This is a genomic window from Fluviicola chungangensis, assembly GCF_007558725.1.
Classification (GTDB): Bacteria; Bacteroidota; Bacteroidia; order Flavobacteriales_D; family Crocinitomicaceae; genus Fluviicola; species Fluviicola chungangensis.
The window spans coordinates 1-26,243 of sequence record NZ_VLPL01000012.1; the positions used below are offsets into that span (position 1 = coordinate 1).

A 26,243-nucleotide genomic window follows, 5' to 3' on the forward strand; every position below is an offset into this window, starting at 1 on the left:
TTTTTAACCTACTCTTTTTACCCCTTTTCAATTCCTCCGTTTCCGTAGCGCCTAGCGTTCTAAGCGGTGGCAAAGGTACTCACTTATTCCACTTTAACAAGCCTTTTTGAAGATTATTTTGTGAAAAAGTTTCTCCAAAACTGCTAACTCATTGAATCAACAGTTTTTAAAGTTTGAATTATTTTCAAAAATTTCCTTTAGTCAATAAGGATTTCAATAATTCAATACCGGAATCGTCTGTAGAAACGTTTCCCGTGGTTCCTTCTAAAATATTCCGACAGACCAAATCTCTCCCGATTTGACCGATCATCAGTGACTTTTTTCCTTCAATTAATAGGTCCACAGCCTTCACTCCCATTCTTGTCGCGAGAATCCGATCAAATGCAGATGGACTTCCACCCCGTTGAATATGACCTAAAACGGAATATCTTAACTCATACCCTTCCAAATAAGGTTTTACTTTTTCCATAATTTCTTTCGCTCCTCCCTCTTCATCACCTTCAGCTACTATGATAATAGAACTTCTGATTCCTTTATTCTGATTTTTTATTTCTTTCGCAAGCAATTGAATCTCGGTTAAAGTTTCCGGAATCAATACCGATTCTGCCCCACTCGCTATTGCACTATTCAATGCGATGTAACCGGAAGCTCTTCCCATTACTTCGACAAAAAACACCCGGTGATGACTGGAAGCCGTATCTCGTATTTTATCAACAGCCTCAACTACTGTATTCAAACAGGTATCATAACCGATTGTGAAGTCTGTGCCGTGAATATCATTATCTATTGTTCCGGGCAACCCAATAATGGGAATATCAAATTCTTTGGTTAAAGCCATTCCTCCCGCATAAGTTCCATCTCCTCCTATCAGAATCAACGCTTCTATTTCGTGCTTTTTCAAATTGGCAACTGCCTGCTCCCTACCTTCAAGTGTTCTAAAGGCTTCACTCCTGGCAGTTCCAAGAATAGTCCCCCCCAAATGAATAATGTTATTGACATCCATATAAGTCAACTGCCGGATTCTTCCTTCAATCATTCCCTTATATCCGTCTTCGATTCCGAATACATTTATTCCCTTTCCTATTCCGGCTTTCACCACCGCGCGAATACACGCATTCATCCCCGGTGAATCTCCTCCGGAAGTCAAAACCCCAATTCTTTTCAGCTTACTCATAACACGTGTAAATTTAAGTGCTTACTTTTATATATAGTATAACTATTTTATGGAATTATTTCATTTCATGCATCTCTTTGTCATTATGTTGTTTCAACGCGGACATAAGCGATATAGCAATTTGTCGGATCTTGATCTGATACAACTCTATAAACAGGAAGAAAACTTGTTTACCATACCTTTATTATATGAGCGTTACGGACATTTGGTACTTGGAACCTGCATCAAATACCTCAAACGCTATGAAGATGCCGAGGACACAACCATGAAAATTTTCGGAGAACTGAACCAAAAAATTGAGAAACATACCATACAACATTTCAAATCTTGGCTTTACCAGGTAACGAAAAATGAATGCCTGATTTACTTGCGCAAGCAAAAAACACATCAAACTCCCATTCACGAGAATTTACTGCAGGCAGAAAATCACGAAACGGAAGAACTAAACGAACGGGAATTGAAATTAACAAAACTGGAACAAGCTATTCAACATTTAAAAAATGAACAACGGATCTGCATCGAGTTATTCTATTTAAAGGATAAGAGTTATCAGGAAATTAGCAACGAATTGAATATTCCTTTAAATACAGTCAAGAGTTCAATTCAAAATGGAAAAAGAAATTTAAAAATCTGGATGGAAAGTCATGAAGAATAAAGATCATATATCCCGAAATGCATTTGAGAAACTCATTCACACTTTCTCTCAGGAAGACACCAATGAGCAATTAAGTGATTTCGATCGTGATGCATTGGAAGGATGGCAGCAATCCAATGTGCCGTTTTCAAAAATGAAGCAGCTGGATCAAAAAATGAACTTCCCGAAAGTCAATTTCACTCCTTATATATTAAGCCTTTCTGTTGTTGCAATTTTAGCGCTTACATTTTTCTTCTTGTCAAGAACTGCAGAATCTTCGCAAACGAGAGAACCCGTATTGGTTAAATTTGAGAATACAGATATCAATATCCCGGAAGAAATTGACACCTTGGAAGTTATTCCCCAAAAAGACCAAATCACGGTCAGTGAAATCAAAACTTCCCAAAATGAAATCAAGAATCTTCCGGCAGATGAAAAAAAGGAAGAGCTGACGAATATTCCATTTCCTGAACTGGTACTGGAACCTCTTCCACCGGTGATCGAACAAAAACCAGTAACTGTTTCAAAGCAAAAGGTGGCAAAAGAGATATATCTCCAGGACTTGAAAGCGATCGATTATTCACAATATCGAATTAAACCAACAGTACAGATAGAACAGATTATTCTGACAGGAATACCTGCCGACCGGGAAAACGAAGACGATCTGGTTTCAGAAGAACCTCAAGTAAAGCTGGTCAATATTCCATACATGGACTACCTGGAAAAATCGTTAAGCTATACAAACCGCGGGAAGTGGAAACTGGCTCTTTCCCGATTCAACGAAATCATCAAAAATTATCCGGATGACGTGAATGCGCGTTTCTATGCCGGTTGGTGTTATTACAATTTAGGGCAATACAATGAGGCATGTATTAACTTTTCAGCATGTCTTCAATTGGAATTTTCCAATTTCAATGATGAAGCAGAATGGTATTTGGCAGAAAGCCGACTCGCGAATGGTGATAAAAATAGCGCCAGGGAGTTATTTGTCAAAATCCGGAACCAAAAAGGATTCTACTCCAAACAAGCTGAAAAAGTATTGAAAACCTGGAAATAATGGAAATACAGAATTAATTCCATAAAAAAAGTCGGGGAATTTACCCCGACTCTATCTCTATTTCGCCAATCTCTTCAATAACGGATTTGGTCTGTACCTGTCTTCTCCGTATTCCAGGAACAAGTCTTCCAATCTTCCCAAAACGGTTTTCAAACCTATTTCTTCTGACCAGGCCAACAATCCTTTTGGATAATTCACTCCTTTTGTCATGGCAGTATCAATATCTTCCCGGCTGGCAACATTTAAAAACAAAGCATCGTACGCTTCGTTGATCAGCATCGCCAAAATACGATCTACGATCTGTTGCCCCAACCTTTCGTCTTTTTTAGGAGCCGGTAATTCAACTCCTTCGGAATAATCGTAATAGCCTCTTCCGGTCTTACGTCCAAGGAATCCGGCTTCCATATGTCTTTTTTGAGTAAACGACGGCTTGAAACGCGGATCAAAGTAAAATGCGGCAAATACCGTTTCAGTAACCGTATAATTGATATCGTTTCCAATGTAATCCATTAGTGTAAATGGTCCCATTCGGAATCCGGCCAATTCTGTCATCGCCCAATCAATGGTTGCAAAATCGGCAATTCCTTCTTCATAGATACGAAGTGCTTCTCCGTAAAACGGCCGTGCAACACGGTTTACGATAAATCCCGGAGTATCTTTACACACTACGGTCAGTTTTCCCCAGGAATCAACCATCGATTTGGCGGTCGCCAAAGTTTCATCACTTGTCTGAACAGCCGGAATAATTTCAACCAAAGGCATCAATGGTGCAGGATTAAAAAAATGAATCCCAATGACACGTGAGGGAAACTTCAATACAGATCCGATTGATGCGATAGATAAGGAAGAGGTATTCGAAGCAATAATACACTCGCCCCCAACAATTTCTTCAATTTCTTTGAAAACAGCGTGCTTTACTTCAATCTTTTCCACGATGGCTTCAATGACCAATCCACTGCCCCGAAAGTCAGATAATTGGCTAGAAAAATTCATCCTGTCCAACAAACCGCTTTTTCCGTTTTCGTCCAAAGTTCCTTTTTCGATCATGCGATCCAATACTTTGATCAAAGACAACTTCGCCTTATCCAATTGAATCGGGTTCACATCCACCAACACCACTTCATGCCCGGATTGAGCTGCTACCTGGGCAATCCCTGCCCCCATTGTTCCGGCACCTAATACACCTATTTTACTTTTCATTAATTATGAATGAGAGAATTATCAATTATCAAAGGGAAGTCCCCTCTTACTCAATCGATAATTCATAATTGATAATTTTTCTCCTACTTCCCTTTAAAAACCGGGCTTCTCTTTTCCATGAACGCCTTCACACCTTCCTCAAAATCTTCCGATTTTCCGGCCAGCGTTTGTAACTGCTCTTCCACAGCCAATTGTTCCGTCAGGTTATTGGTAAAACTGGCATTCATTGCCCGTTTCGTTAAACCTAAACCATATGTCGGCATAGAAGCCAGATTTTCAGCCAGTTTTGTTAATTCTTCTTCGAAAGATTCATCCGAAACCGCTTTATAGATCATGTTCATTGAAACAGCATCATTTGCTGATATTTTTTCACCGGTCATCATTAAAGCCATTGCTTTTTGCATCCCAATCAAACGGGGAAGGAAAAATGTTCCGCCCGAATCCGGGATTAAACCAATTTTTGAAAATGCCTGGATAAAGGAAGCCGAATTTTTTGCAATTGTTAAATCGCAAGCCAATGCAATATTTGCACCGGCCCCGGCCGCAACTCCATTCACTCCTGCAATAATCGGTTTTTCAATCTTCCTGATTCGCTCAATGATCGGATTGTAATGGTCTTTCACAATTGACTGCATTTCAGGCCCATTGGGATCGGTTGCTTCTGCCAGGTCTTGTCCTGCACAAAATGCTTTTCCTTCCCCCTTGATCACAATTGCACGAACAGACTCGTCTTTCTCACAATTATCCAGGGCGTTTTGCAAAGCCATCGCCATTTCCTTATTAAAACTATTGAAAACCTGCGGTCTGTTCAGTGTTAATGTACAAACCCCATTTTTGAATTCTTGAATCAGTGTCATGCTTGTTTTTCAACAAAGATAAAAAAAGCCTTTTCCCAAAAGGGAGGAATTCAGAGAATTCTTATTGATCGGCCAAATGTTAAAAGTCCAATTCAAAGTGTTAAAATTCAACTAACTGATTTAAAATAGTTTAACTTGCCGAAAACCATTATTTATTATTATTTATTCAGGTCATGTTGAAATCCACATTTCTCTCGTTCACATGCTACCTATTAATTGGTTCACAATCACTTTTTGCACAATGCACAGGTGTGGGATCCGATTTAGTAGCACCCTATGCAAACGACAACTCCAATGAAGGAGTTATGTTTGACATCTCTGCCACAAACACAGTTACCATTTACTGTTTTGATGCGAATCTGCCAGCCTCCTCTACTGAAGACTATGAAGTATACTATAAGGTCGGAAGTTATGTCGGATCTGAAAATACAGCAGGTAATTGGATTCTGATAGGAACTGCGAGTGCTGTTTCAAGCAACGGAACAGATATTCCTACATCTTTACCCATTCCTGTTAATCTGGTTATTCCTTCCGGAGAAATCATTGCTTTTTACATTACAGCATCAGCTCCGATTGTCACAAACGGGGTCTTAACCACAAGTAATGCAGGTTACTCAACCATTGCATCTAATGCAGACATGGCAATTATGGGAGGAATTTCAATTACCTATCCCTTCAATACCGTAACTGCTAACAGAAGTCTCAATGGAACGGTCCATTTTACACAAGGAGACGCCTTACCGGTTGAATTCACGGATTTCTCTGTTGTCAAAGTTAACGAGTATACACTTTTGGAATGGCAAACGGAATCCGAAAAAAACAGTGATTATTTTGAAGTCGAACGCTCATCCAACGGAACGGATTGGAACAGGCTCATGACTGTAAAAGCAGCGGGTGAAAGTAACACGCCGAAAGTATACCAGGAAATCGACAGCGATCCACTTGAGGGGATCAGTTATTACAGATTGAACCAGTACGACCTGGATGGTGCCGGGACCCATTTAAAAACAGTTTCATTTAACAATAAAATCTCGATCGGTGCCAATGAAATTCGTGTTTTTCCGAACCCTTTAACAGAGCGAATTCGGGTATTTGGAGATAAAATGGAACTGCAGGATTTGAAAATTTTCAATTCGATCGGTCAGGACATTTCCGGCGATTTAACAATCATGCACCACAACGGTTATTCGGAAGTTTATTTCAGTGACCAGGAAGAAGGGATCTTTGTTCTGAAGTCTAAAACAAATTCACAGATCCTGATCAAGAAATAGATCGATAGTTCTCTACCATTGCTTTAATACGGTCAACAATGTGGTTACGCAATAATTCAGGCTCCATTACAATAATTTCACCTCCGTAACTGAGAATACTCCGGATCAATTCTTCCGAGATGTAGACTTTCATTTCGAAGGTGGTTTTGTTCTTTCCTTCTTTGACAATTTTCTGGGATGCATGAAAAGGTTGCGACTCAATGTATTTTGCTGCAACATTGTCTGCTTTGAATACAACCGTTTCCGGTTTTCCGTTACTGGCGGTAATTCCGATAGCGTGCTCAAAAAACTGGTCCGGATTGAAAGAAATCGGCGAGCGGAATACTTCTTCCGATTCCTGGAGGTCATAGATCCGATCAAGACCGTAGGTTATAATACCTTCCTTGATCAAATCATAGCAAAGTAAATACCACCGATTCCGGTATTCTTTCAATAACAGGGGAAGTACTTTACGCGCTTTTCGTTTCTGCGTTTGAAAACTCTCATAATCAAAGTAGATTACTTTTCCGTCCTTGATTGCATTTAAGATCGGATTCAGAAATTCACTTCCACGGGAAGAGACCGGTGTCTCAAATTCTACGAACCGGTCGATAGATTTGTCGTTAATATCATTTGAAATGTTTACCCGGTCCACAATTTTGTCGATCGCAAATCCGAATTGCTTAAACATCCCGACATCTTTAAATTGACTTAACGTATTTGCAGCAAAGCGTATGGCTTCGATATCCGATTCATTTAACGGGATTTCATCCAGCGAAAACTCCGGATCACTGTAATAATAGCCATTGTACCTTTTGGAATATTTAATCGGAGCATCGTGTTCCATTTTCATGGCAAACATGTCTTTTTCGATCGTCGAATCGCAAATATTTGCCCCGTCAACACTGCCGAACAACGCTTCTTCACACGCCTCACGCAACATTGCTTTTGTCGGATAAGGCTTATAATTATTTCTCAGTGCGCGATCAATAATCCGAAATCTCAACAAGGCATTCTTAATATGAGGCATAACAAAACTTTCAATCTAAGGTATCAAAAAAAACTCAATTGAATTTAGAATGGCGTTCATCAATTCCAAATTGAATAAACAAACCGAACCCTTTTTCTCCATTTGTATAGGAGTAGCTGGCATCCAGTTGCTGTATAAAAGCACTGATAATCTCCACTCCCGTGGAAGACTGTTCCAAAAATTCGATTTCTCCGTTATACCCGACTCCATCATCTTTTACCAGAAGTTCGTAATTCAGGCTTTTTTCAGGATTGTTCTTCAACTCAATCTCAATCACCCCTTCCGTTCGATCGGAAAATGCATGCTTGTATGAGTTGGATAGCAACTCGCACATGATCAAACCGACAGGGACCGCATAATCAATTGCCAAATTGATCTTCTCCACATTTACTTTTACTTCAATGTGCTTGTTGTAACTGGAAAACGATTCTCCCATCTGGGAAATCAATTTATTTAAATAATTCCCCATTTCCACATATGCAGAATCATTATTTAAATGAAGCTGGTTATGAATCAGGGCAATGGCCCGGATCCGTTCTTTACCTTCTTCTAAAATGCGGAGTGCTTCCGGATCGCGTACATTCCGTGATTGAAGGTTTAAAATACTTGAAACGACCTGTAAATTGTTTTTTACCCGGTGATGGATCTCTTTCAAAAGGCTTTCCTTCATCGCCAGTGAATTCGAGATTTCTTTGTTCTTGTCGTCAATTTCCTCTTTTTGTAATTGAAGCACCCTGTTTGAATCACTTTTTTGACGAATAAACAAATACGAGATACTGATAATGACCACGATACTCATCAGGATCAGAATAAGGATCAGACGAAGCTGCTGGTTTTTACTGCGTTCCTCTTCCAATAAGTACTGGTTCGATTCTGTTTGAAAGTCCTTTTCCAATTCAAATACCAGGTTCTCACTTCGAAGGTTTTCCAGCAAATCGTCGACCTCGTTTCGTTTAATTGAAAAATAATAGGAGGAATCCTGTTTTTTTTTCAATTCGTAATAGTGCTCCAGGCATCCGTAAACCTGGAATAAATCCCGCAGTTCCGTCGCTTTTTCATTTTTTAGAATCGTATCGAAATAAGGTTTTGCAAGATCCAATTGATCCGTATACAGGTAAATCTCACCCAAACTGGCATTGGCATATTGTTCTGCATACTTCCAGTGATTGAATTGAGCCAGTTTTTTAGCAAATCGAAACTCCTGGAGTGCTTTTCCGATGTAGTTACTGAAAAAATAAACCTGTCCGGCCGAATTTGCAACCTGGAAACGATACGCGGCACTCATTTTCCCGGCTAATTTTTTCGCTTCCTCAATATGCATGAATGCTTTTCCAAACTCTCCTTTCTCGTTATAACAATTACAAAGTACCAGGTGGCATTGAAGTAAAAGGTATGTGTCAGATTTAGAAGATTCGTTCAGTATTTCGGATGCTTTTTTTACCAGGATATCATAATCGTGTCCCAAACTTTCATAAACAGCACTGTATAGATCCAGGTATAATTTATCCTGCTTTTTGACTTTAAAAAAAAACTGGAATCGTTTTGCTTTATTAATTTCAAACTTAACACGTGCATAATCTCCGTAAGAACTGAAGAACTTGATCTTTTTGATCGTCAGTCGATAGTTAATCTCAGCATTGTGAAAGTCTTTGTATTTGTGATCGAGGTAACGAAGTGATTCATTTGCCTTGGAGATGTCAACGATCATTTCCTCTTGCAATTTCTGAATTTCCCGGTTAAATTTTTTGTGATCATAATCCTTTTGCTGGGAAAATCCCAAACAGGAACAATGAATTAACAGAAAGGCTAAAATCCGGTGTTTTTGCTTAATTAAGAGTAGTCTTTCTGAAAATCGAACCATAAATATTGTGAATAGCAGCTTTCCAGACCAATGTAAGGAATAATTTTTCACCAAGTAAAATTTCTGCTAAATCTTTTAAGCTTCCCACCTAAAAAAGTCGTTAATTCACAAACAATCAAAAAACTTTAAATTATCAAACGTTTACTGTATCCTTTTTTTTGTCGTAACCAAAAAGTTCATAGTATTTAATCGCTTTCACCACATTTTCCGGAACATCCTGCTCCCAACTGATAATTCCCGCACGAATTTTTGAAAGCACGTCATCTGAAAGGATTTTCAGCGCTTGCGGGTCAAAATTAGAGATCCCCTCCAATTTGTTATTGTCTTTTAAGAACTGAACCAGTCCGCGCAAATGGTTCGGAATTGTCAACTCATCCAAGGTATACAATTCACCGGTATCCACATTGAGTGCGGGATACACATACATTTTCACATTGTGACCGAACCCGATCCCAAAAGCTTCCAGTAAACCACCAGGCAAATTATCGTAATAACGCTCGTCAAAGATTGTATGCAGGTTATAAATTCCGGCTATTACTCCCATTTTCTGACCACGGGCAATGGTCGCCAGGTAATCCAGCATTTTGTAATGCTTCAAATAATTGGAAATCATCACAGTATAACCTAAGGATTCCAATAACTCCGCACGATCAATAAAGTCTTTATCCGAAATTTTTCCGTCCGCAGTCAAATCTTTCAGTGTTAATTCGAAGATCACAGATAAATTATCCTCCCGCACACCATCTTCTTTCAGGAACTGTTCCGTTCCATGGGCAATCATATCCAAATGCACTTTCGTTACCGGTCTGAACCGGCCGCGCATTAACAAAATATTCTTTTTATACAAAGCTGCTGCCGGCTGAAGCACGGTTCCGCACAAGTCGAACATCGTGGCATCGGTCATTCCTCTTTTAACAAGGTTCAATGCAATAATCCGGTTGTCAACCAACCCTAAATCCGGTCCGGAAACACGCAACATATCCACTTCGACGCGGTCTCTTGGAATCCGATGTACCAGGTTTGTCAGGAATTCTTCCAAATCGTCCGTAGAAAAGTAAGCGGCATGAATCAGGTTTACCCCCAAAATACCCAGTGCTTCCTGCTGTGCCTTATGAGAATTATCGTGCATTTTAACGTGCAGGATAATGTCGTTGAATTCACCTCCCTGTTTTAATTGAAAACGCAGTCCGATCCAACCCTGTCCCTGATTTGTCTTGTGATAATTTAAAGATTCAACGGTATTACAAAATGCAAAAAAACGAGCTACTTCCTGTTTTTTGGGAAGACGTTCACACAAGGTATCGTATTCCGTCTGAAGCATGGTTATCAAGCGCTCTTCACAAACATACCTGGAAGCTGCGCCATACATTGCATCCGACACCTTCATATCATATGCCGACTGTGTATACGCAATGGTTCCGGAACTACCTCCAGCTTTAAAAAAGTTGGCTGCTACTTCCTGTCCCGCTCCAATTTCAGCGAAACAACCATAAATATCGCTTGTTAGATTAATTTTCAAGGCTTTCTCCTCGGTTGTTAATCTTCTTTCGTCTACCATTTCTTCCATATCACTTGTACAAAGGTACTAACAATTAGACTTACTTCCTTAAGGGTTTAACGGTTTAAAGTCCGGATTAGTTACAAAATTATAATCTGTTAACGTTAATAAAAAGGCTTTCAACTGATTGCGCTGTTCAGAGTTCAATTGGACCCCGCCAACACTTGCAAACTCGATCAGCGGGTCAATAGTTGCCGAGTGCTGAATTCCAGTGGAATAATGTTCAATAACATCATCCAGAGTTGCAAATCTTCCATCGTGCATATAAGGTGCAGAAAGCGCAATGTTTCTGAGTGTCGGGACCTTGAATTTTCCATTGTCATTTGGGTTCTGCGTAATTACACCTCTTCCCAAATCCGAAAAGACAGCATCCAATCCGTTGTTTGAAAATTTCTGGACCTGCATCAAGGTTCCGTTATGGCAATGGAAACAATCTGCTCCGTTCAAACTTTTAAACAAATCAAAACCTGCCCATTCTTCAGATGTAACGGAATTTTTAATCGCCAGCTCAGAAGAAGTCAGCGGAATATTGTTTGCAAACTTATACATCACATCGTATTTCGATTCCCCGGAAATCATCGTCCGCAAAAACTGAGCGAGTGCCTTCGCTACATGACTTGAATCAAATTCCACCACCCCAAAAGCTTTGAAAAATTGGTTCCGGTATACTCCATCGGTTTTTAAACGCGAAATCGCATCCTTCCATTGCAAGTGCATTTCAACCGGATTCGGGACCGGTTCCAAAATTTGTTCTTCCAGTGTATGCGCTCTTCCATCCCAAAAGAAACTGGTTTGCCATCCCAAATTAACCAACGCCATTGCATTTCTTGTACCTAAAGTTCCATTGACTCCCTGTGAGAATTGGTTCCCATCTGAAAAAGAGGCATCCGGTGCATGACAGGATCCGCAGGAAATGGTTTGATTCAATGACAATCGCTTTTCATAAAAAAGCATTCTTCCCAGTAAAACACCTTCTTCGGTCATCGGGTTATCTGCAGGAATGTTCATTTGAGGAAAATGGCTCGGGATTTTCAAGGTATACGGAGTTGGGTCGTAGCCGACCTTTTCCTTTGTGCACGCCAAAAAGAAAACCAATAAAAGCAATATCACAGCAAAGAACCGATTCATAGTGCGTTGATGGATGCAGCGAAATTTTGCCGCGCTTTTTCAGTTAAAACACTTTGAGAAGCCATGCTGTGTGTGGTAAATTCTGTTTTTACATCCATTTCGTTCCCGGAGTTTTCGAAGAAATTCTTCATATCAATCTTTAGCCAGGCTTCATTCAGGGTTGAATTTACCGCCAACCATGTGAGATTGGTAATAGTTTTAGTTGTGTAAAATGGATCCGTTCCGACATGGTACACCAGGTTGTGATCACAATTCGTGATTCCATCCACAATCGTATCCACTTTTGCTTCCACTTTAAAAAAGATGTATCCCGGATTCCAATCCCAGTGCATATCATTGGCAATGGCAATGTTCAAAGGATTATTCGAAGGAAAAAGACTTGGATCGTTGTGATTGACTGAACTGGGAACACCGATCCCAAATTGAATGGATGAAGGATTGGAAACAACCTGGTTTGCCTGGAAGATCAAAGTGCCCGTTTCCCTGAAATCGAATAATGCGGCATCTTTCAGAACATTTCCATTTGATTCGATTCCCGTGAAATAAGCTTTCAACTCAATAAACTCAATTTTATATCCATTACTCATCGTGTAAACAGAGTCCAAAACCAAATTTTCACTTCCAAACAGGGGTTTCATGGATAACTTGCTTTGCTGAACCGGAGGCGTATCAACAGCATCATCCTTCTTTTTTTTACAGGAGAACAAGACAATACAAATGAGCAACGCAAGAATCGGAAAATATTTCACTTCAGTTGTTTTCTCAAATTTAAAGGATTGAGCAGAGAAATCCTAAAAAATCAGAAAGTGTCCAGAGGATTTTCGGTAATTTCGGGAGATTATTGATTGATCGGTATGAATTCGGATGTAAGCAAGCCTTTTTTGATCGTAAACGCTTCTGCCGGAAGTGGTAAAACGTATAATTTGGTGCGCAATTATCTCCGTTTATTACTTTCTGAAAACGATGACCGGGCCGAGATCAGCCAGATTATGGCCATGACCTTTACCAACAAGGCGAGTATCGAAATGAAATCGCGGATCATGAGTGATCTGAATAAGCTTGCCAATGGAAAAGATGATACACACGCTTACCTGGAAGAAATTGCCGGTTTTGTAGGAACTACTTCCGCATCAATCCGCAAAAGAGCACGTATCGTACTTCGGAAAATCCTGCACCAATACGAGGATTTCAATGTCATGACCATTGATAAATTCAACCTCAAATTGATCCGTTCATTTGCACGGGACCTGGATTTACCTGAAAGTTTCGAAATTTCACTGGATGATACGTTGATCCTGGAGAAGGCAATCGATGAGCTTTTGAGCAATATCGACGCGAAGAACCAAACGAAATTGTATCAACTCGCTTTAAACTTTGCAAAATCCAACCTGGAAGAAGAAAATGATTGGAACCTGAAAAAAATTCTTTTATCCAGGGCTAAAGTTTTAACCAACGAAGGATATTTCCAGATTATCAAAACATTATCCAAAACGGACTTTAACAACGAACAACTGAACCTTTGGAAATTGCAGTTCAAGGCCGAAAAAGAAGAATTAGTGATCCGTTTGAACGCTTTGAATCGTCTGTTATTGGAAGCCGGGGCGGATGCAAATGCATTTGCAGGAAAAAGTGTTACGTTTAATGCCATTACATTCAACCTGAAACTAAGTCCGGAACCGATTTTATTTCTGAAAGAGAGCAAACGGACAGATGCCAATCTGAAAAACATTCTAAAAACAATTGAAGAAGGGAAGGAAACACAATTTTCATCAGCTTACCTGAAATTTCTGGAGTTCATTACAGAAAAAGGGCCTGCATGGATCGAGCTTGATTTTAAAATTCAACAATTTCATTTGCTATCTATTCTAAAAGAGCTGGCATTGAGCATGGATGACATCCGTAACAAGGAATCCATTATCCGCGTGAGTGAGTTCAACAAACTGGTTGCGGAACTGGTCCAAAATGAAGACGCCCCATTTATCTATGAACGTTTGGGATCACGCTTCAATCATTTTTTCCTGGATGAATTCCAGGATACTTCACGCTTACAATGGCTCAACATTGTTCCATTAATCCACAACTCTTTAGGAGGAAACTACTTCAATTTTATAGTCGGGGACCCCAAGCAATCCATTTACCGGTTCAAAAACGGAGTCGCTGAACAATTCATTGCTTTACCCGAAATTTACAATCCGGAAGAAGAGCCTTCCATCAAATTGCGTTCTCAGTTTTTTCAAAAAATGGGAACCGTTGAAGGATTGGAAGACAATTGGCGATCGGCAGAAGAAATTGTACACTTCAATAACCGCTTCTTCGAAGAGCTCATGCAATTCATGCCTGAGAGCGGACAGGAATTCTACAAACACCTGAAGCAACATCCGAAAGGAAAAAAAGGCGGGTATGTTGAACTGATACTGAATCCGCAAAAGGATTTGGACACGACTAAGTTTACGAATAGCCAATTACTCAAATGGGTTCAACAGTGTATAGCAGATGGCTACAAACCGCATGAAATTTGTGTCTTGGGCAGAAAAAAACGCGATTGCAACCAATATGCAAACTTTCTGAAATCCAGGGGATACCAAATCGTCTCTTCCGATTCCTTGTTGGTAAACAGTGATCAGTTCGTTCAATTAACGATCTGTTATTGCAAATGGAAGGTCAACCGGTTTGATTTTCAGCGCGCCATGCAGTTTGCCTACTTCTACTTTGAGATATTGGAAAAGAAAGATGCCTTTGAAACCTATGGGGCTTGTTTCCGGATCGATTCCGATTCCAAAGTTTATTTTTCAGAACAGCTTTTCTTTGAAAACAGCAGGTTGGATGCAGACTTTTTAGATGCCAGTTTTCAAAACATCTATTCGCTGCTGGTAGATTTCTTCATGCTCGTTGGATTGGATTCCATTGAAAACACATACTTGCAGCAACTATTGGATCTGGCTTATCAATTTGATATGTCAAATGGGCCCGATCTAATGGAATTCATCAACTACTATGAAAAGAACCGGAGCAAATTCAGTGTGCAGCTTTCCGAAAATGAACAGGCTATTCAAATTATGACCGCGCACAAATCAAAAGGACTGGAATTTCCAGTGGTGATTATTCCATCGTTCAATTTTTTCAATGAGGGAAACAACAACGATTCTTACCTGATGGAAATCAATGACCACATCATCGAAACAAAAATGAGCAAATTCGAAACAGCTATTCCCGCCATTCAAGTGGAGGCTGAAAAAGAAGATGCCGCTCAAAAAATGGATGCCATTAACTTATTATATGTTGCATTTACCCGGCCTCAGGATCGCTTATACGGTATTAATTTGAAAGGGACCCGAAACAGTTTTTACGACAAATTCAATACGGTTCTGACCCATCTCTTTCCGGATGCTTCCGAAGAAGGAATCCTTCACCTAAAATTCGGTAAAGCTCCTGAAATCAAACACCATTCGAGAAAAAACACCACCAATTACCATCCGCAATCGATCCGCAACTTTTTGTGGTTCCCGGAAATCAGTATCCAGTCTACCAGGGAACAGGAAGAAGACCGCTTAACAGCGGAACAGCGAATTGGGAAACAGTTCCATTTTATCATGGAAAAATCACATTCCGAAGAAACCGCATTCGCTGCGTTGAAAGTAGGGCTTCTAAAAGGAGAAATTGAACAGGATTTTGAAGCACTTTTAGTCGAACTGCTTAAAGAAGCCTTTGCAAACACCCTACTTGTTTCATTGTTTGAAGGTGGAAAGCATTTGAATGAGCGCACCCTGATCTTTGATTCCAAAACCCGGTTAAGACCTGACAAGCTGATTGTTTCGGACCGGCAAACGGTTGTTATTGATTTTAAAACCGGTGAAAAAAGTGCAAAACACGAAAAGCAGGTTCAGGGATATATGACCGTATTGGGCCAAATCGGGATGGCAAATATCAAAGGATATTTGTATTATAGCGGCGGATTGGGATTGGTGGAGGTAAAACCAATGAATTTACTTGATTTATAAGCTCTCTGCAGCAAATTTGAAATATTACGAACAGCCTGTCTGCTGTTTATAGACGTTTCCACCTCTTAAAACAACCCGATTTCTTCCTGAATAACTACTGCTGCTTATCCAAAAATACCACGCCTTCCGCTACCCGAAAAACGAGTGAATTATTATCGATATCCTCAACAAGCCAATCGATTTCAGTTTCCGAACCTTCCGTTACCTTAATCACATTCTTTTTGGTAATCCGGTACACTCCCTGAATGGTATCCTGACCATAAATAACAAAAGGGAAACCGGCATCATTGTCCTTGTCTCCCCCTGTAAATTCATAAACTTCCGAATGATATACGTACTCACCGTTGTTTTTCAACATTTTGGAATAGTTCCATCTTCCCTCCAACCGATTAATCATTCGCTGTTTTGCGCAGGAGAAAAGGACGAAAAGTGAAGTGATGAATAAAACGGTACGCATTTAGATTGTCATTATATCTTTTTCCTTCAGATCAACCAAATCATCCACTTTCTTAATGAAAACATTGGTGATATTCTGAATTTCAGTTTCTGCATCTTTGCTCATGTCTTCCGAAAGTCCATCCGCTTTCAGGCTTTTAACCATGTCCAAGGCATCTTTACGGTTATTTCGGATTCCTACTTTTGCATGTTCGCCATCAGCCTTTGCTTTCTTTACCAAATCGCGACGGCGCTCTTCTGTTAAAAGCGGAATTTGAATGATTAGTTGTTCCCCGTTATTTTGAGGATTCAATCCAAGATTCGCATTCATAATTCCTTTGGCGATCTCGTTCAGCATGGATTTTTCAAATGCCTGAACAGTCAGCGTGCGCGCATCCATGGAATTTACGTTCCCCACTTGTTGGAGCGGTGTCGGAGAACCATAATAATCCACCATGACTCCCGAAAGCATAGATGGTGTAGCTTTTCCAGCTCTGACTTTTGTTAATTCGTGTTCTAAATGATCTAATGATTTTGCATTCGATGACTTCAAATCATCGTAAATTAGTTCTAACTCTTCAGTCATAATTTATCTCAATTAAATCTATCCTATTAATTTTTTACAATGGTTCCCACTTGTTCACCTTCCATCAATCGTCTCAGATTTCCGGGAGTGTCCATATCGAAAACGATGATGGGCAAATCGTTCTCCATGCACAAGGTGAAAGCCGTCATATCCATTACTTTCAATCCCCTGCTGTAAGCATCCTCGAATGTAATCACATCAAACTTCGTTGCCGTCGGATCTTTTTCAGGATCTGCCGTATAAATTCCGTCCACGCGTGTTCCCTTCAAAATAACATCCGCATTGATCTCGATTGCTCGTAAAGATGCAGCCGAATCAGTTGTAAAATATGGATTTCCTGTTCCAGCACCGAAGATGACCACCCGGCCTTTCTCCAAATGTCTGACAGCCCTTCTTCTTACATATGGTTCAGAGATTTCCTTCATTTCAATAGCAGATTGAAGACGAGTTTGAAGACCTGCCGATTCCAATGCAGCCTGAAGAGCCATCGAATTGATCATGGTTGCCAACATTCCCATATAATCGCCATGCGTTCGGTCCATTCCACCTTCTTCCGCCTGAACTCCTCTGAAAATGTTTCCTCCACCGATCACAATCGCAACTTCTACACCCATATCATGAATTTCTTTGATTTGCTTTGCATAAACGCTAAGCCGTTGGTTATCAATTCCAAATTGTTTGTCTCCCATAAGAGATTCACCACTTAGTTTGAGCAGAATGCGACGGTATTTCATAATTATCGAAAGAAGTTGCGCAAATATAGTGGGAATCTTTGAAGTTCGGAAAGGGAAATAGGAATTCCAGGTGAATAATTCGCTAATTTAGAAGATAAAACCAATTCGAATGGGACTTCTCACTTTCAAAACATTTGACAATTCGATTGATGCTCACATTCTGAAAATCAAATTGGAAAGCGAAGGAATTACGTGCTTCCTTTTTGACGAGAACATCGTATCGGTAAATCCTCTGTATTCTCAATTGGTCGGCGGAATTAAACTGAAGATCAATGAAGAAGATCTGGCACATGCCAGGAATATTGTACTGGAGCTGGAACAAACTCCTTATACCACAGATGATGAACAGGTGATTTCCTGTCCGAAATGTGCGTCCGCCAACATTGAATCCGGTCACAAATCTATGAAGAGTGTTGGGGCCATCCTTTCTGCCATCGCCTCTTTTCTACTATTTATTTTCCCCATTTACCGGAAAGATGTTTACAAATGCCTGGATTGCGGGAATGAATTCGATTTTAGAAAAAAACAGTAGGCACGCAATTAATCACGTGCCTACTGTTTTTACCAACAAAAAATCCTGCCCACACGGACAGGATTTTTATATTTTCAATTTCCGATGAGGATTAGCTCAAAGAGAAACGTTTGAATTCAGTAACAGTCAAACCGTTTTCAGTAGAATCAAGGAATTGCTCTACAGTTACTTTGTTATCACGGATAAATTCCTGGCTCAACAAAGTGTTTTCTTTGAAGAATTTAGTCAAACGACCCTGAGCGATTTTCTCAGCCATTTCAGCCGGTTTTCCTTCTTGGATCGCCAACTCTTTACCAACTTCGATCTCACGCTCGATAGTACGTGCATCCACTCCGTCCTTGTTCAAAGCAATCGGGTTCATTGCAGCAACCTGCATCGCAACCTGGCGACCAGCTTCCGCAACAGTTTCACCGTTTTTGTTCAACGCAACCAAAGTAGCCAATTGATTTCCCGGGTGGTTGTAAGCAACAACCGTGTCACCTTTAACAACAGCATATCCGGACAAATCCAATTTCTCTCCGATAACACCAACCTGCTCAGTAATTTTCTCCTCAACAGTTAATTTATCGTCGTACTTCAACGCTTTCAATTCTTCGGAAGTCGCCGGCAAGTTTTTCATTGCGATATCAACCAAAGATTGTACGAAGTTGCGGTAAGTATCATTTTTCGCAACGAAATCTGTTTCACAGTTCAACGTTAACAATACACCTACCTTGTTATCTGCACTTGTTTGAGCGAAAACCAAACCTTCAGAAGCTTCGTTCTCCCCTCTTTTCGCAGCAACTTTTTGACCTTTTTTACGCAAGATATCTACAGCAGCTTCGAAATCGCCGTTTGCTTCTACCAATGCATTCTTACAGTCCATCATACCAGCACCTGTTTGCTGGCGTAATTTGTTTACATCTGACGCAGTAATTGCCATGATTATGAATTCTTTAAATGTTTGTACAAAGGTATGCCCCGACTGTTATGCCAGGGCTACTTTGCTATTATTCTTTTGTCTCTTCTACTTTAGCAGCTGCCTCTTCTGATGATGCAGGAGCTTCGTCTTTATCCTTCGTTGCAGTTGCTTTACGATCATCCAAACCTTCTTTGATTGAAGCGCAGATTGCATCCAGGATAATTGCAATTGATTTGGTAGCATCATCATTCGCAGGGATAGGGAAATCTACCAAACGAGGGTCAGAATTCGTATCTACCATTGCAAATGTAGGGATACCCAAACGTTTTGCTTCAGCCAATGCGATATGCTCTTTCAAGATATCAACGATAAAAATCGCTGCAGGTTGACGAGTCATGTCAGCAATTGAACCGAATGTTTTTTCCAGTTTGTCACGTTGACGGGTTTTGAATAAACGCTCACGCTTGTTCAATGTTTCCCAAGTACCATCCGTTTTCATTTTGTCGATAGACACCATTTTACGGATTGACTTACGTGTTGTTTGGAAATTTGTTAACATACCACCAGACCAACGCTCAGTTACGAATGGCATGTTGATCGCAGAAATACGATCTGTGATAATTTCTTTTGCTTGTTTTTTAGTAGCTACGAAAAGTACTTTTTTACCCGACTTAGCAATTTGTTTCATTGCCGCACAAGCCTGATCAAGATGTGCAATTGTCTTATTAAGGTCAATAATGTGGATACCTTTTTTCTCGTCAAAGATATACGGCGCCATTGCCGGGTTCCATTTTCTTTTTAAGTGTCCGAAGTGAACACCCGCTTCTAATAAACTATCAAAATTTACTTTAGACATACTGTTTTTTTTTAATTGTTTACGTTCCTTAGTAATCAGCTAAACAAAGGGTCCAGGCTTAGCCTAGAGGATACTTTGTGCTTGGATACTAAACAACCCTCTTCCGTCAGTTGACGAAAGAAAATAAAATTCAAATTAACGTTTAGAGAACTGGAATTTCTTACGTGCCTTCGGCTGTCCCGGTTTCTTACGCTCAACCATTCTTGGATCACGTGTCATTAAACCTTCTGCTTTCAACAATGTTTTAAAATCTCCTGATACCTCTACCAATGCACGTGAAATTCCCAAACGGATAGCCTCCGCTTGCCCGTTGATTCCTCCTCCTGCTACATTTACTTTGATGTCGTATTGACCCAATGTATCAGTCAAGTTGAACGGCTGCTCAACTTTCCCTTGTAAAATAGCTACCGGAAAGAACTCTTTGTAATCACGTTTATTAATTGTCATCTTGCCCGTACCTTTCATCAAGTACACACGAGCAACTGAAGTTTTTCTTCTTCCTAATGCGTTTACTACTTCCATATCCGTTATTTATTAGCTTTTAATAAGTTAATAGCCTCAGGTTTTTGAGCCTCTTGCTTGTGATCTGCTCCAGCGTAAACCTTTACATTTCTAAACAATTGACGACCCAAAGTATTCTTTGGCAACATCCCTTTAATCGCTTTTTCGATTACACGTTCAGGGCTGCGTTTCAATAATTCCTGCGCAGTCAATGAACGTTGTCCTCCTGGATATCCAGTGTATCGAACGTACTCTTTGTTCTCCAATTTTGTACCAGAGAACGACACTTTTGCTGCATTGATAACAATTACGTTATCTCCACAGTCAGCGTGCGGTGTAAAGTTTGGCTTGTGTTTTCCACGTACTAACTTCGCTACCTCACTTGCCAAACGACCAACCGTGTGGCCTTCAGCATCTACCAACAACCACTTCTTATCAGCGGTTTCCTTGTTAGCAGAAACAGTTTTGTAACTTAAAGTATTCACTACCTTCTATTTTTAAATAAGACAATATCCCCAAAATCCACTTTGAGGGGTGCAAAGATAGAAACTCTATTTTTTATTAACAAGGGAATTGTAAATAAATCTGAAGTAAATGCGTTTTAAAACCGTTCAAACCAACATTTCACACCCGATTGATCTTTTGAAGATGTGTACACAAAATTACACGAATGAGAACACACTTCCACACACCTGAAATCAAATCTTTGAAAAAAATTGCCGGACATGCAACCTTTCGTTTTTGGGTGTTGTATTAGCAACAGATTGCAATCGATTAAACCGAACTTAAAAAGTAAAAAATGAAAAACAATTCCTTTATACGATTCCTCATTGCAGGTCTGTTGATAATGTCAAGCCAGGTATATGCGCAATTGCCCGCAATCGACAGTTTGAAGCTCATCCCGGCCAATCCGAATGCAAACGACGCTTTAACGGTTATTTGCTACACCACTTTTCCTTACGGAGGATGCAGCATCAATACCATTCATTCGGAACAACAGGGAAATGACATTCTGCTAATGCTTGATTACAATGTCGGAATGGCCGCATATATTTGTCACAGTGTGGATACCATTTCGATACCAAATCCGGGAGCCGGTGACTTTCAGCTCATCACAACAATTACGCAACAAGAGGATATTCTTCTGGATCAAGATACGTTAGCATTCCACATTGATCCCTACCTGGGGCTTCCTGATTACACTTCAAACAATTTCCAGGTGTATCCGAACCCCGTTGAAAACGAATTGAAGTTCACAACAAACTTTGCGGTTGAAAAACTGGAAATCTATTCCACTTCCGGGCAACGAATTCAAATATTCGAACCACTTTCTGATAACTCCCATATCGATGTATCCAACCTTGAAAAAGGGATCTATCTCGTAACCGTAAGTAGTCGCAATCAAAACCAATTGACTCAGCGAATCATCAAACTTTAATCTGAAAAAGAATGAAAACAATCGGTTACTGCACCCTCATTCTATTTTTGAGTCTTAACTCATTGACTGCGTGCAAAAAAGAAATCAATCACACAACTAAAAGTGATACAACCAAAAATACCATTGATGGGAAATGGTCTCTCATGCGAATATACGGGGGAATTTCCGGGGCGAATGAAGTACATGCTATCAACGAGATAACTTGGACTTTCAACACACAAACTGCCACTTTAACCGTAAACAATAACACTGGTAATTCCACTTATTATTACTTACCTTCGGGAACATATCCATTTCAACAAGTAGCTGGTTCAACCGAAAACTACCTGGTAATTGACGCAAACGAACTGGGACAAATGACGTTCTCCGGAAATCAGTTACTCATTGATGAAAACAAAAAGTCGACCGGTGAAGGTGCCTGCGGGTTTTATTTAACACTTCAACGCTAGAAATCACCGAAAAATTCTGTAAAATATAGAATGGAAGAATACATAGAAGAATTTATCAAGGGCAATAAAAAAGCTTTTGACCGGGTGTATGAAAAATATGCCCCTTCTATGTTTGGTATCTGCATGCGTTATTCAAATTGCAGGGATGATGCCCAGGAAATCCTCCAGGAAACATTCATTAAAGTGTATGAAAACAGCGGAAAAGCAAATCCGGAATTACCACTCGGTCCTTGGATCAAGACCATTACCATTCGCACGGCCATTAACATATTGAAACGTCAGCGAAAGCTGATACTTAAAGACGACGAAAGCTTTTTTGAAGCCCCGGCAGAAACGGATACTGAAAAAAAATCAGAGGGAAAACAGCTGGAGTTACTCAAATTACTGAACAACATGCCAGCCGGTTACCGTACGATCTTCAATTTGTTTGTTTTGGACAACCTGACGCACAAAGAAATCGCAGAATACCTGGATATTTCGGAAGGAACTTCCAAGTCGCAATTAACAAGAGCCCGGGATTGGATTAAACACAACCTGGAAAAAAAAAGAACTGATGAAAGAGCATAACGAAATAGATTGGTTGTTTCAATCTGCATTCGATGGTTTGGAATTAACTCCTGATCCATCTGTGAAGAAAAACATTGATCAGGCCATTGCTTCCAAAAAGAAGCGCAGAAGGTTCTTGTTCATTTTCTTCCCCGTCCTTTTCGGTTTAAGCGGATTGGCGGCAACATTATTCGGCTATCCTTTCTCTGAAAAAACCGCATCAAACAAAACGTTAACCGTGCGAAAAACATTCGCGGGAAATAAACGATCAACAACGGTTCTTTCTGGCAAAAAAACTTCTGCCGAAAAAACTCCGCCATCTCTTTTATCTCATGCCTCATCCACTCTTCCCTCAAAAAACACTTCAAACTTTGTTCTAACCAATAATTCTGTTTCAACAGATGGAAAATTACCTCTGGAAAAACCAGGTCATGTATCAGAACAAACAGGAAGCAAGATTACAGCGAAACAGCATATGCCAACGGATTCTACCGAAAAAAACACAGACACGCTGAAACTTGCAGAAAATGCCAAAGACAGTATGTCGATTCCTGCAATAAACTTAACCTCCCTATTCCCGGATTCTGTTATTAAATTGCTGTCTGCAAATCAAAGTGTCGGAAGCAATAACAATTCCCGCAAATGGTCCTTAACCGTAATAACCTATTGGGAAGGCGAGAAAAAGAGAGCTATTCCTTCCGACAACGGGCCTTTTATAGCCAACCAGAAAGAAAACGCACGTATTCATTCTTCGACCTGCTACGGAAAAATAGAAATGAATCGCCTATTAACCAGCCATCTGGAAATACTCACAGGGCTCGGTTTTCGTTCTTCCAAAATCATTCAATACGGTTACCTGGAAAAAATAGAAATGCCAGTAAACGGTCTTACTTCAGGGGTTCCGCAACCGATTGTATTTCCTGACACCGTTCAATGGACGGAAACACAATCATTCCGGGTAAATTCCATTGTCCTGCCAATCGGTTTGGTCTACTCTTTTCCAATTGGAAATAAAATCCAATTACGCCTTTCCGGCGGCGGTGAATTTGCTTATGGGCAGTTTGCAAACAGGCAATTAAATCCAGTCTTAAGTGCTCCGAAAGTGAATCCGTTCGGCTTTTCTGTTTGGATACGCCCGGAGCTTCAGTATTCCTTCGGAAGAGCGCAATTAGTTGGCTTTGGAACGTTTAATCAATCCATTTCCCAACAACTGAGATGGGATTTTGAACCACGCCGGAACCCCGCTTTCGGCATCGGTATGGGACTGCGTTTTTCTCTCTAACTAAAACTGTAGAGTTAACTGCTTGTTTTGATCCGGATCATTGTCTTCTGTGTTGAGTTTTGAAAGAGAGATCCCGAGCAGTCGAACGGGTTTTTCTACCTCCAAATGATCCAACAGTCCTTCAACAAGCGGAAAAAAATCGGCCTTACTCCACATATAATCCGGAATCGTTTTCGCACGTGTTTGTGTTGTAAAATCCGAATATTTCACTTTGATGGAGACACATTTTCCGGCTATTGAACGTTTTTCCATTCTCCGCTCAAGGTCAAGGGCAATTTCTTCCAGTTTCTCCAATATCTGGCGTTTGGAATAGATATCGGAGAAATAAGTGTGTTCCACTGCAAACGACTTCCGGATCCGATCCGGCTTAACCTGGCTTCGGTGAATTCCGCGAACAATGTTGTAAAAATGCGTTCCCTGCTTTCCAAAATGCTGAACGAGAAAAGTCATGCTCTTTTTTTTCAGGTCTTTTCCGGATCTCACTCCCAACTCCTTCATCTTGGCCGCCGTCACCTTTCCGATCCCAAAAAACCGTTCAATCGGCAATTTCTCCAAAAAAGATTCTACTTCCGGTGGTGAAACCGTTAATTGTCCGTTGGGTTTATTGACATCCGAAGCAATTTTGGCCGTGAACTTGTTAATTGAAATTCCCGCACTGGCGGTCAGGCCGATTTCCTTCAAAATGCGCTCACGGATTTCTTTCGCCAATAAAGTTGCAGACGGAATGCCTTTCTTATTGGTCGTTACATCCAGGAATGCTTCGTCCAGGGAAAGCGGTTCCACCAAATCCGTATACTCATAAAAGATTGCTTTGATTTGTGCAGAGATTTCCTGGTATCGGTCAAAACGGGGACGAACAAAAATCAGTTCCGGGCACAAACGAGCCGCTGTCGAACTCGGCATTGCAGATTTTACACCAAATTTACGTGCTTCATAACTTGCAGCGGCTACGACACCCCGCAATTTGCTTCCGCCTACAGCAATGGGTTTCCCTTTCAGTTCCGGATGATCCATTTGTTCCACAGAAGCATAAAATGCATCCATATCGATGTGAATGATTTTTCGTTCTTCCGGCTGATTTTCCATGATTTCCATCTCCTTACAAGATTACAAAGTTACGCATCATTCAGCGCAAGAAAAATAATCCTACATTTGAAAAAATTCGCAAACCATGAAATACCTGATATTTGTCTTTCTTTTCATTTCGGAACTTAATTTCGCACAAGAAATTTCAAAAGCAGAGGCAAAAAGGTTACTGAGTTTGCCGCTGAAATGTGTTCTGAAAGAATACCCGAACAAATTGGGACAGGTTTTAAATGAAAAAAGCGACTTAAAATCCCCGGCCGAGCTTCACCCTGCTTTCTATGGCTGCTTTGATTGGCATTCATCTGTTCACGGTCACTGGCTCATGGTGAAATTGCTGAACAAATACCCGGAATTGATTACCGATTCCGTCGTAATGGTACTTCGCACGAACTTGAGCAAAGCCAACATCGAAAAAGAAATTGAATCCTTTGCAGTAAAAAACAACGGCTCTTTCGAACGAACATATGGCTGGAACTGGTTATTAAAACTTCAGCTCGAACTTGAAAGCTGGGATCATCCTGTGGGAAGGGAATTGAGTTCAAATCTGGCTCCATTAGCTGAATTATTTTGTAAAAAATACATTGAGTTTCTCCCCAAACTGAATTATGCAATCCGCTCAGGAGATCATATCAACACTGCTTTCGGGTTAACTTTTGCTTACGATTATGCCATTACTCATTCGAATGACAGTTTAAAAACCACTATTGAGAAACGCGCCCGTGATTTCTATTTCAATGACAAAGCTTATCCCTTGCACCTGGAACCAAGCGGTTATGACTTTCTCTCCGGCGGATTCGAGGAAATTGACATTATGCGGCGGATTCTAAGCAAAGAGGCATTTAAGAAGTGGCTGAAGCAATTCGCTCCGCAACTGTTCAGTAAAAAGTTTACATTGGAACCCGGAAAGGTTTCCGATCGTTCGGATGGTCATTTGGTACACTTAGACGGATTGAACTTCAGCAGAGCCTGGTGTTTGTACGGAATCGCCAAAACACTGCCTGAATTGAAACATTTAAACCGGGTTGCCGATCAGCACGTTCAGACTTCCTTACCGAATATCGTAGATGGAGATTACATGGGTGAGCATTGGCTGGCAAGTTTTGCATTGTTAGCCCTACTAAGTAAATAGGTTCTTTCTCCCGCTAATAGC

Annotated in this window: 26 protein-coding genes; 10 read left to right on the forward strand and 16 right to left on the reverse strand. The window is 40.4% G+C overall.

What is annotated here, in order from left to right; all coding sequences use genetic code 11:
- Positions 1-184: 184 nt before the first annotated feature.
- A complete protein-coding gene (pfkA, locus tag FO442_RS17735; RefSeq protein ID WP_144334555.1) occupies positions 185-1,174 on the reverse strand; it encodes a 6-phosphofructokinase in 990 nt (329 codons plus the stop codon).
- Between the two features lie 49 nt (positions 1,175-1,223).
- Here pfkA and FO442_RS17740 point away from each other — a divergent pair, with 49 nt between their 5' ends.
- Both FO442_RS17740 and FO442_RS17745 read left to right on the forward strand, forming a co-directional pair.
- Complete coding sequence (locus FO442_RS17740; RefSeq protein WP_144334556.1) at positions 1,224-1,829, forward strand: RNA polymerase sigma factor; 606 nt, start codon at positions 1,224-1,226, stop codon at positions 1,827-1,829.
- Positions 1,819-2,865 carry a tetratricopeptide repeat protein gene (locus tag FO442_RS17745; protein ID WP_144334557.1) on the forward strand — a complete coding sequence of 349 codons (1,047 nt, stop codon included), beginning with the start codon at positions 1,819-1,821 and terminating at the stop codon, positions 2,863-2,865. The genes FO442_RS17740 and FO442_RS17745 overlap by 11 nt, the downstream gene beginning before the upstream one ends.
- A gap of 57 nt (positions 2,866-2,922) precedes the next feature.
- Here FO442_RS17745 and FO442_RS17750 read toward each other — a convergent pair whose 3' ends face one another.
- The gene (locus tag FO442_RS17750) at positions 2,923-4,065 is read right to left on the reverse strand and encodes a 3-hydroxyacyl-CoA dehydrogenase NAD-binding domain-containing protein (protein ID WP_144334558.1); all 1,143 of its coding nucleotides are present in this window, start codon (positions 4,063-4,065) and stop codon (positions 2,923-2,925) included.
- A gap of 83 nt (positions 4,066-4,148) precedes the next feature.
- Positions 4,149-4,922, reverse strand: coding sequence for an enoyl-CoA hydratase-related protein (locus FO442_RS17755; RefSeq protein WP_144334559.1), 774 nt, complete (start codon positions 4,920-4,922; stop codon positions 4,149-4,151).
- Positions 4,923-5,173: 251 nt separating this feature from the next.
- Here FO442_RS17755 and FO442_RS17760 point away from each other — a divergent pair, with 251 nt between their 5' ends.
- Complete coding sequence (locus tag FO442_RS17760) at positions 5,174-6,193, forward strand: hypothetical protein (RefSeq protein WP_246073877.1); 1,020 nt, start codon at positions 5,174-5,176, stop codon at positions 6,191-6,193.
- On the opposite strand, the gene FO442_RS17765 is transcribed toward FO442_RS17760, so the two are convergent.
- The 5 genes from FO442_RS17765 to FO442_RS17785 all read right to left on the reverse strand — a co-directional run bounded on the left by FO442_RS17765 (position 6,183) and on the right by FO442_RS17785 (position 12,498).
- The gene (locus FO442_RS17765; RefSeq protein ID WP_144334561.1) at positions 6,183-7,202 is read right to left on the reverse strand and encodes a helix-turn-helix transcriptional regulator; all 1,020 of its coding nucleotides are present in this window, start codon (positions 7,200-7,202) and stop codon (positions 6,183-6,185) included. The genes FO442_RS17760 and FO442_RS17765 overlap by 11 nt on opposite strands.
- A gap of 34 nt (positions 7,203-7,236) precedes the next feature.
- The gene (locus FO442_RS17770) at positions 7,237-8,910 is read right to left on the reverse strand and encodes a histidine kinase dimerization/phosphoacceptor domain -containing protein (protein WP_186280243.1); all 1,674 of its coding nucleotides are present in this window, start codon (positions 8,908-8,910) and stop codon (positions 7,237-7,239) included.
- A 286-nt stretch (positions 8,911-9,196) separates the two neighbouring features.
- Complete coding sequence (locus FO442_RS17775; protein WP_246073878.1) at positions 9,197-10,621, reverse strand: TonB-dependent receptor; 1,425 nt, start codon at positions 10,619-10,621, stop codon at positions 9,197-9,199.
- 48 nt (positions 10,622-10,669) lie between these two features.
- Positions 10,670-11,749 (reverse strand): cytochrome-c peroxidase, encoded by a 1,080-nt coding sequence (locus FO442_RS17780; RefSeq protein ID WP_186280245.1) that lies wholly within the window; start codon positions 11,747-11,749, stop codon positions 10,670-10,672.
- Positions 11,746-12,498 (reverse strand): MbnP family protein, encoded by a 753-nt coding sequence (locus tag FO442_RS17785; RefSeq protein WP_144334564.1) that lies wholly within the window; start codon positions 12,496-12,498, stop codon positions 11,746-11,748. Before FO442_RS17785 ends, FO442_RS17780 begins: the two co-directional genes overlap by 4 nt.
- A gap of 105 nt (positions 12,499-12,603) precedes the next feature.
- Between FO442_RS17785 and FO442_RS17790 the strand changes: the two genes are divergently transcribed.
- Positions 12,604-15,747: a UvrD-helicase domain-containing protein gene (locus FO442_RS17790; protein ID WP_144334565.1), complete on the forward strand. Its 3,144-nt coding sequence runs from the start codon at positions 12,604-12,606 to the stop codon at positions 15,745-15,747.
- A gap of 94 nt (positions 15,748-15,841) precedes the next feature.
- Here the strand turns inward: FO442_RS17790 and FO442_RS17795 are convergent, their stop codons facing one another.
- The 3 genes from FO442_RS17795 to pyrH are packed head-to-tail and all read right to left on the reverse strand — an operon-like array spanning position 15,842 to position 17,502.
- Positions 15,842-16,204: a hypothetical protein gene (locus FO442_RS17795; protein ID WP_144334566.1), complete on the reverse strand. Its 363-nt coding sequence runs from the start codon at positions 16,202-16,204 to the stop codon at positions 15,842-15,844.
- A complete protein-coding gene (gene frr / locus FO442_RS17800) occupies positions 16,205-16,768 on the reverse strand; it encodes a ribosome recycling factor (RefSeq protein WP_144334567.1) in 564 nt (187 codons plus the stop codon).
- Positions 16,769-16,794: 26 nt separating this feature from the next.
- Entirely contained in the window at positions 16,795-17,502 is a 708-nt protein-coding gene (gene pyrH / locus FO442_RS17805; protein WP_144334568.1) for a UMP kinase, read from the reverse strand.
- 109 nt (positions 17,503-17,611) lie between these two features.
- Between pyrH and FO442_RS17810 the strand changes: the two genes are divergently transcribed.
- Entirely contained in the window at positions 17,612-18,034 is a 423-nt protein-coding gene (locus FO442_RS17810; protein ID WP_144334569.1) for a putative signal transducing protein, read from the forward strand.
- Positions 18,035-18,125: 91 nt separating this feature from the next.
- Here FO442_RS17810 and tsf read toward each other — a convergent pair whose 3' ends face one another.
- The 4 genes from tsf to rplM form a co-directional block, all read right to left on the reverse strand.
- The gene (gene tsf / locus FO442_RS17815) at positions 18,126-18,956 is read right to left on the reverse strand and encodes a translation elongation factor Ts (protein ID WP_144334570.1); all 831 of its coding nucleotides are present in this window, start codon (positions 18,954-18,956) and stop codon (positions 18,126-18,128) included.
- Between the two features lie 67 nt (positions 18,957-19,023).
- A complete protein-coding gene (gene rpsB, locus FO442_RS17820; RefSeq protein WP_144334571.1) occupies positions 19,024-19,791 on the reverse strand; it encodes a 30S ribosomal protein S2 in 768 nt (255 codons plus the stop codon).
- 135 nt (positions 19,792-19,926) lie between these two features.
- Entirely contained in the window at positions 19,927-20,313 is a 387-nt protein-coding gene (gene rpsI, locus FO442_RS17825) for a 30S ribosomal protein S9 (RefSeq protein ID WP_144334572.1), read from the reverse strand.
- A 5-nt stretch (positions 20,314-20,318) separates the two neighbouring features.
- Entirely contained in the window at positions 20,319-20,777 is a 459-nt protein-coding gene (rplM, locus tag FO442_RS17830) for a 50S ribosomal protein L13 (protein WP_144334573.1), read from the reverse strand.
- Between the two features lie 314 nt (positions 20,778-21,091).
- Here rplM and FO442_RS17835 point away from each other — a divergent pair, with 314 nt between their 5' ends.
- Genes FO442_RS17835 through FO442_RS17850 form a run of 4 tightly spaced genes read left to right on the forward strand, consistent with a single transcriptional unit; the run spans position 21,092 to position 24,007 of the window.
- Positions 21,092-21,730, forward strand: a complete 639-nt coding sequence (locus FO442_RS17835) for a T9SS type A sorting domain-containing protein (RefSeq protein WP_144334574.1) — start codon at positions 21,092-21,094, stop codon at positions 21,728-21,730.
- A gap of 11 nt (positions 21,731-21,741) precedes the next feature.
- A complete protein-coding gene (locus FO442_RS17840) occupies positions 21,742-22,179 on the forward strand; it encodes a hypothetical protein (protein ID WP_144334575.1) in 438 nt (145 codons plus the stop codon).
- Positions 22,180-22,209: 30 nt separating this feature from the next.
- Positions 22,210-22,746 carry an RNA polymerase sigma factor gene (locus FO442_RS17845; protein ID WP_144334576.1) on the forward strand — a complete coding sequence of 179 codons (537 nt, stop codon included), beginning with the start codon at positions 22,210-22,212 and terminating at the stop codon, positions 22,744-22,746.
- Complete coding sequence (locus FO442_RS17850) at positions 22,733-24,007, forward strand: hypothetical protein (RefSeq protein WP_144334577.1); 1,275 nt, start codon at positions 22,733-22,735, stop codon at positions 24,005-24,007. Before FO442_RS17845 ends, FO442_RS17850 begins: the two co-directional genes overlap by 14 nt.
- On the opposite strand, the gene dinB is transcribed toward FO442_RS17850, so the two are convergent.
- Positions 24,008-25,093: a DNA polymerase IV gene (gene dinB / locus FO442_RS17855; RefSeq protein ID WP_144334660.1), complete on the reverse strand. Its 1,086-nt coding sequence runs from the start codon at positions 25,091-25,093 to the stop codon at positions 24,008-24,010.
- An 85-nt stretch (positions 25,094-25,178) separates the two neighbouring features.
- Here dinB and FO442_RS17860 point away from each other — a divergent pair, with 85 nt between their 5' ends.
- Positions 25,179-26,222, forward strand: a complete 1,044-nt coding sequence (locus tag FO442_RS17860; RefSeq protein ID WP_144334578.1) for a DUF2891 domain-containing protein — start codon at positions 25,179-25,181, stop codon at positions 26,220-26,222.
- The last annotated feature ends 21 nt before the right edge of the window (positions 26,223-26,243 follow it).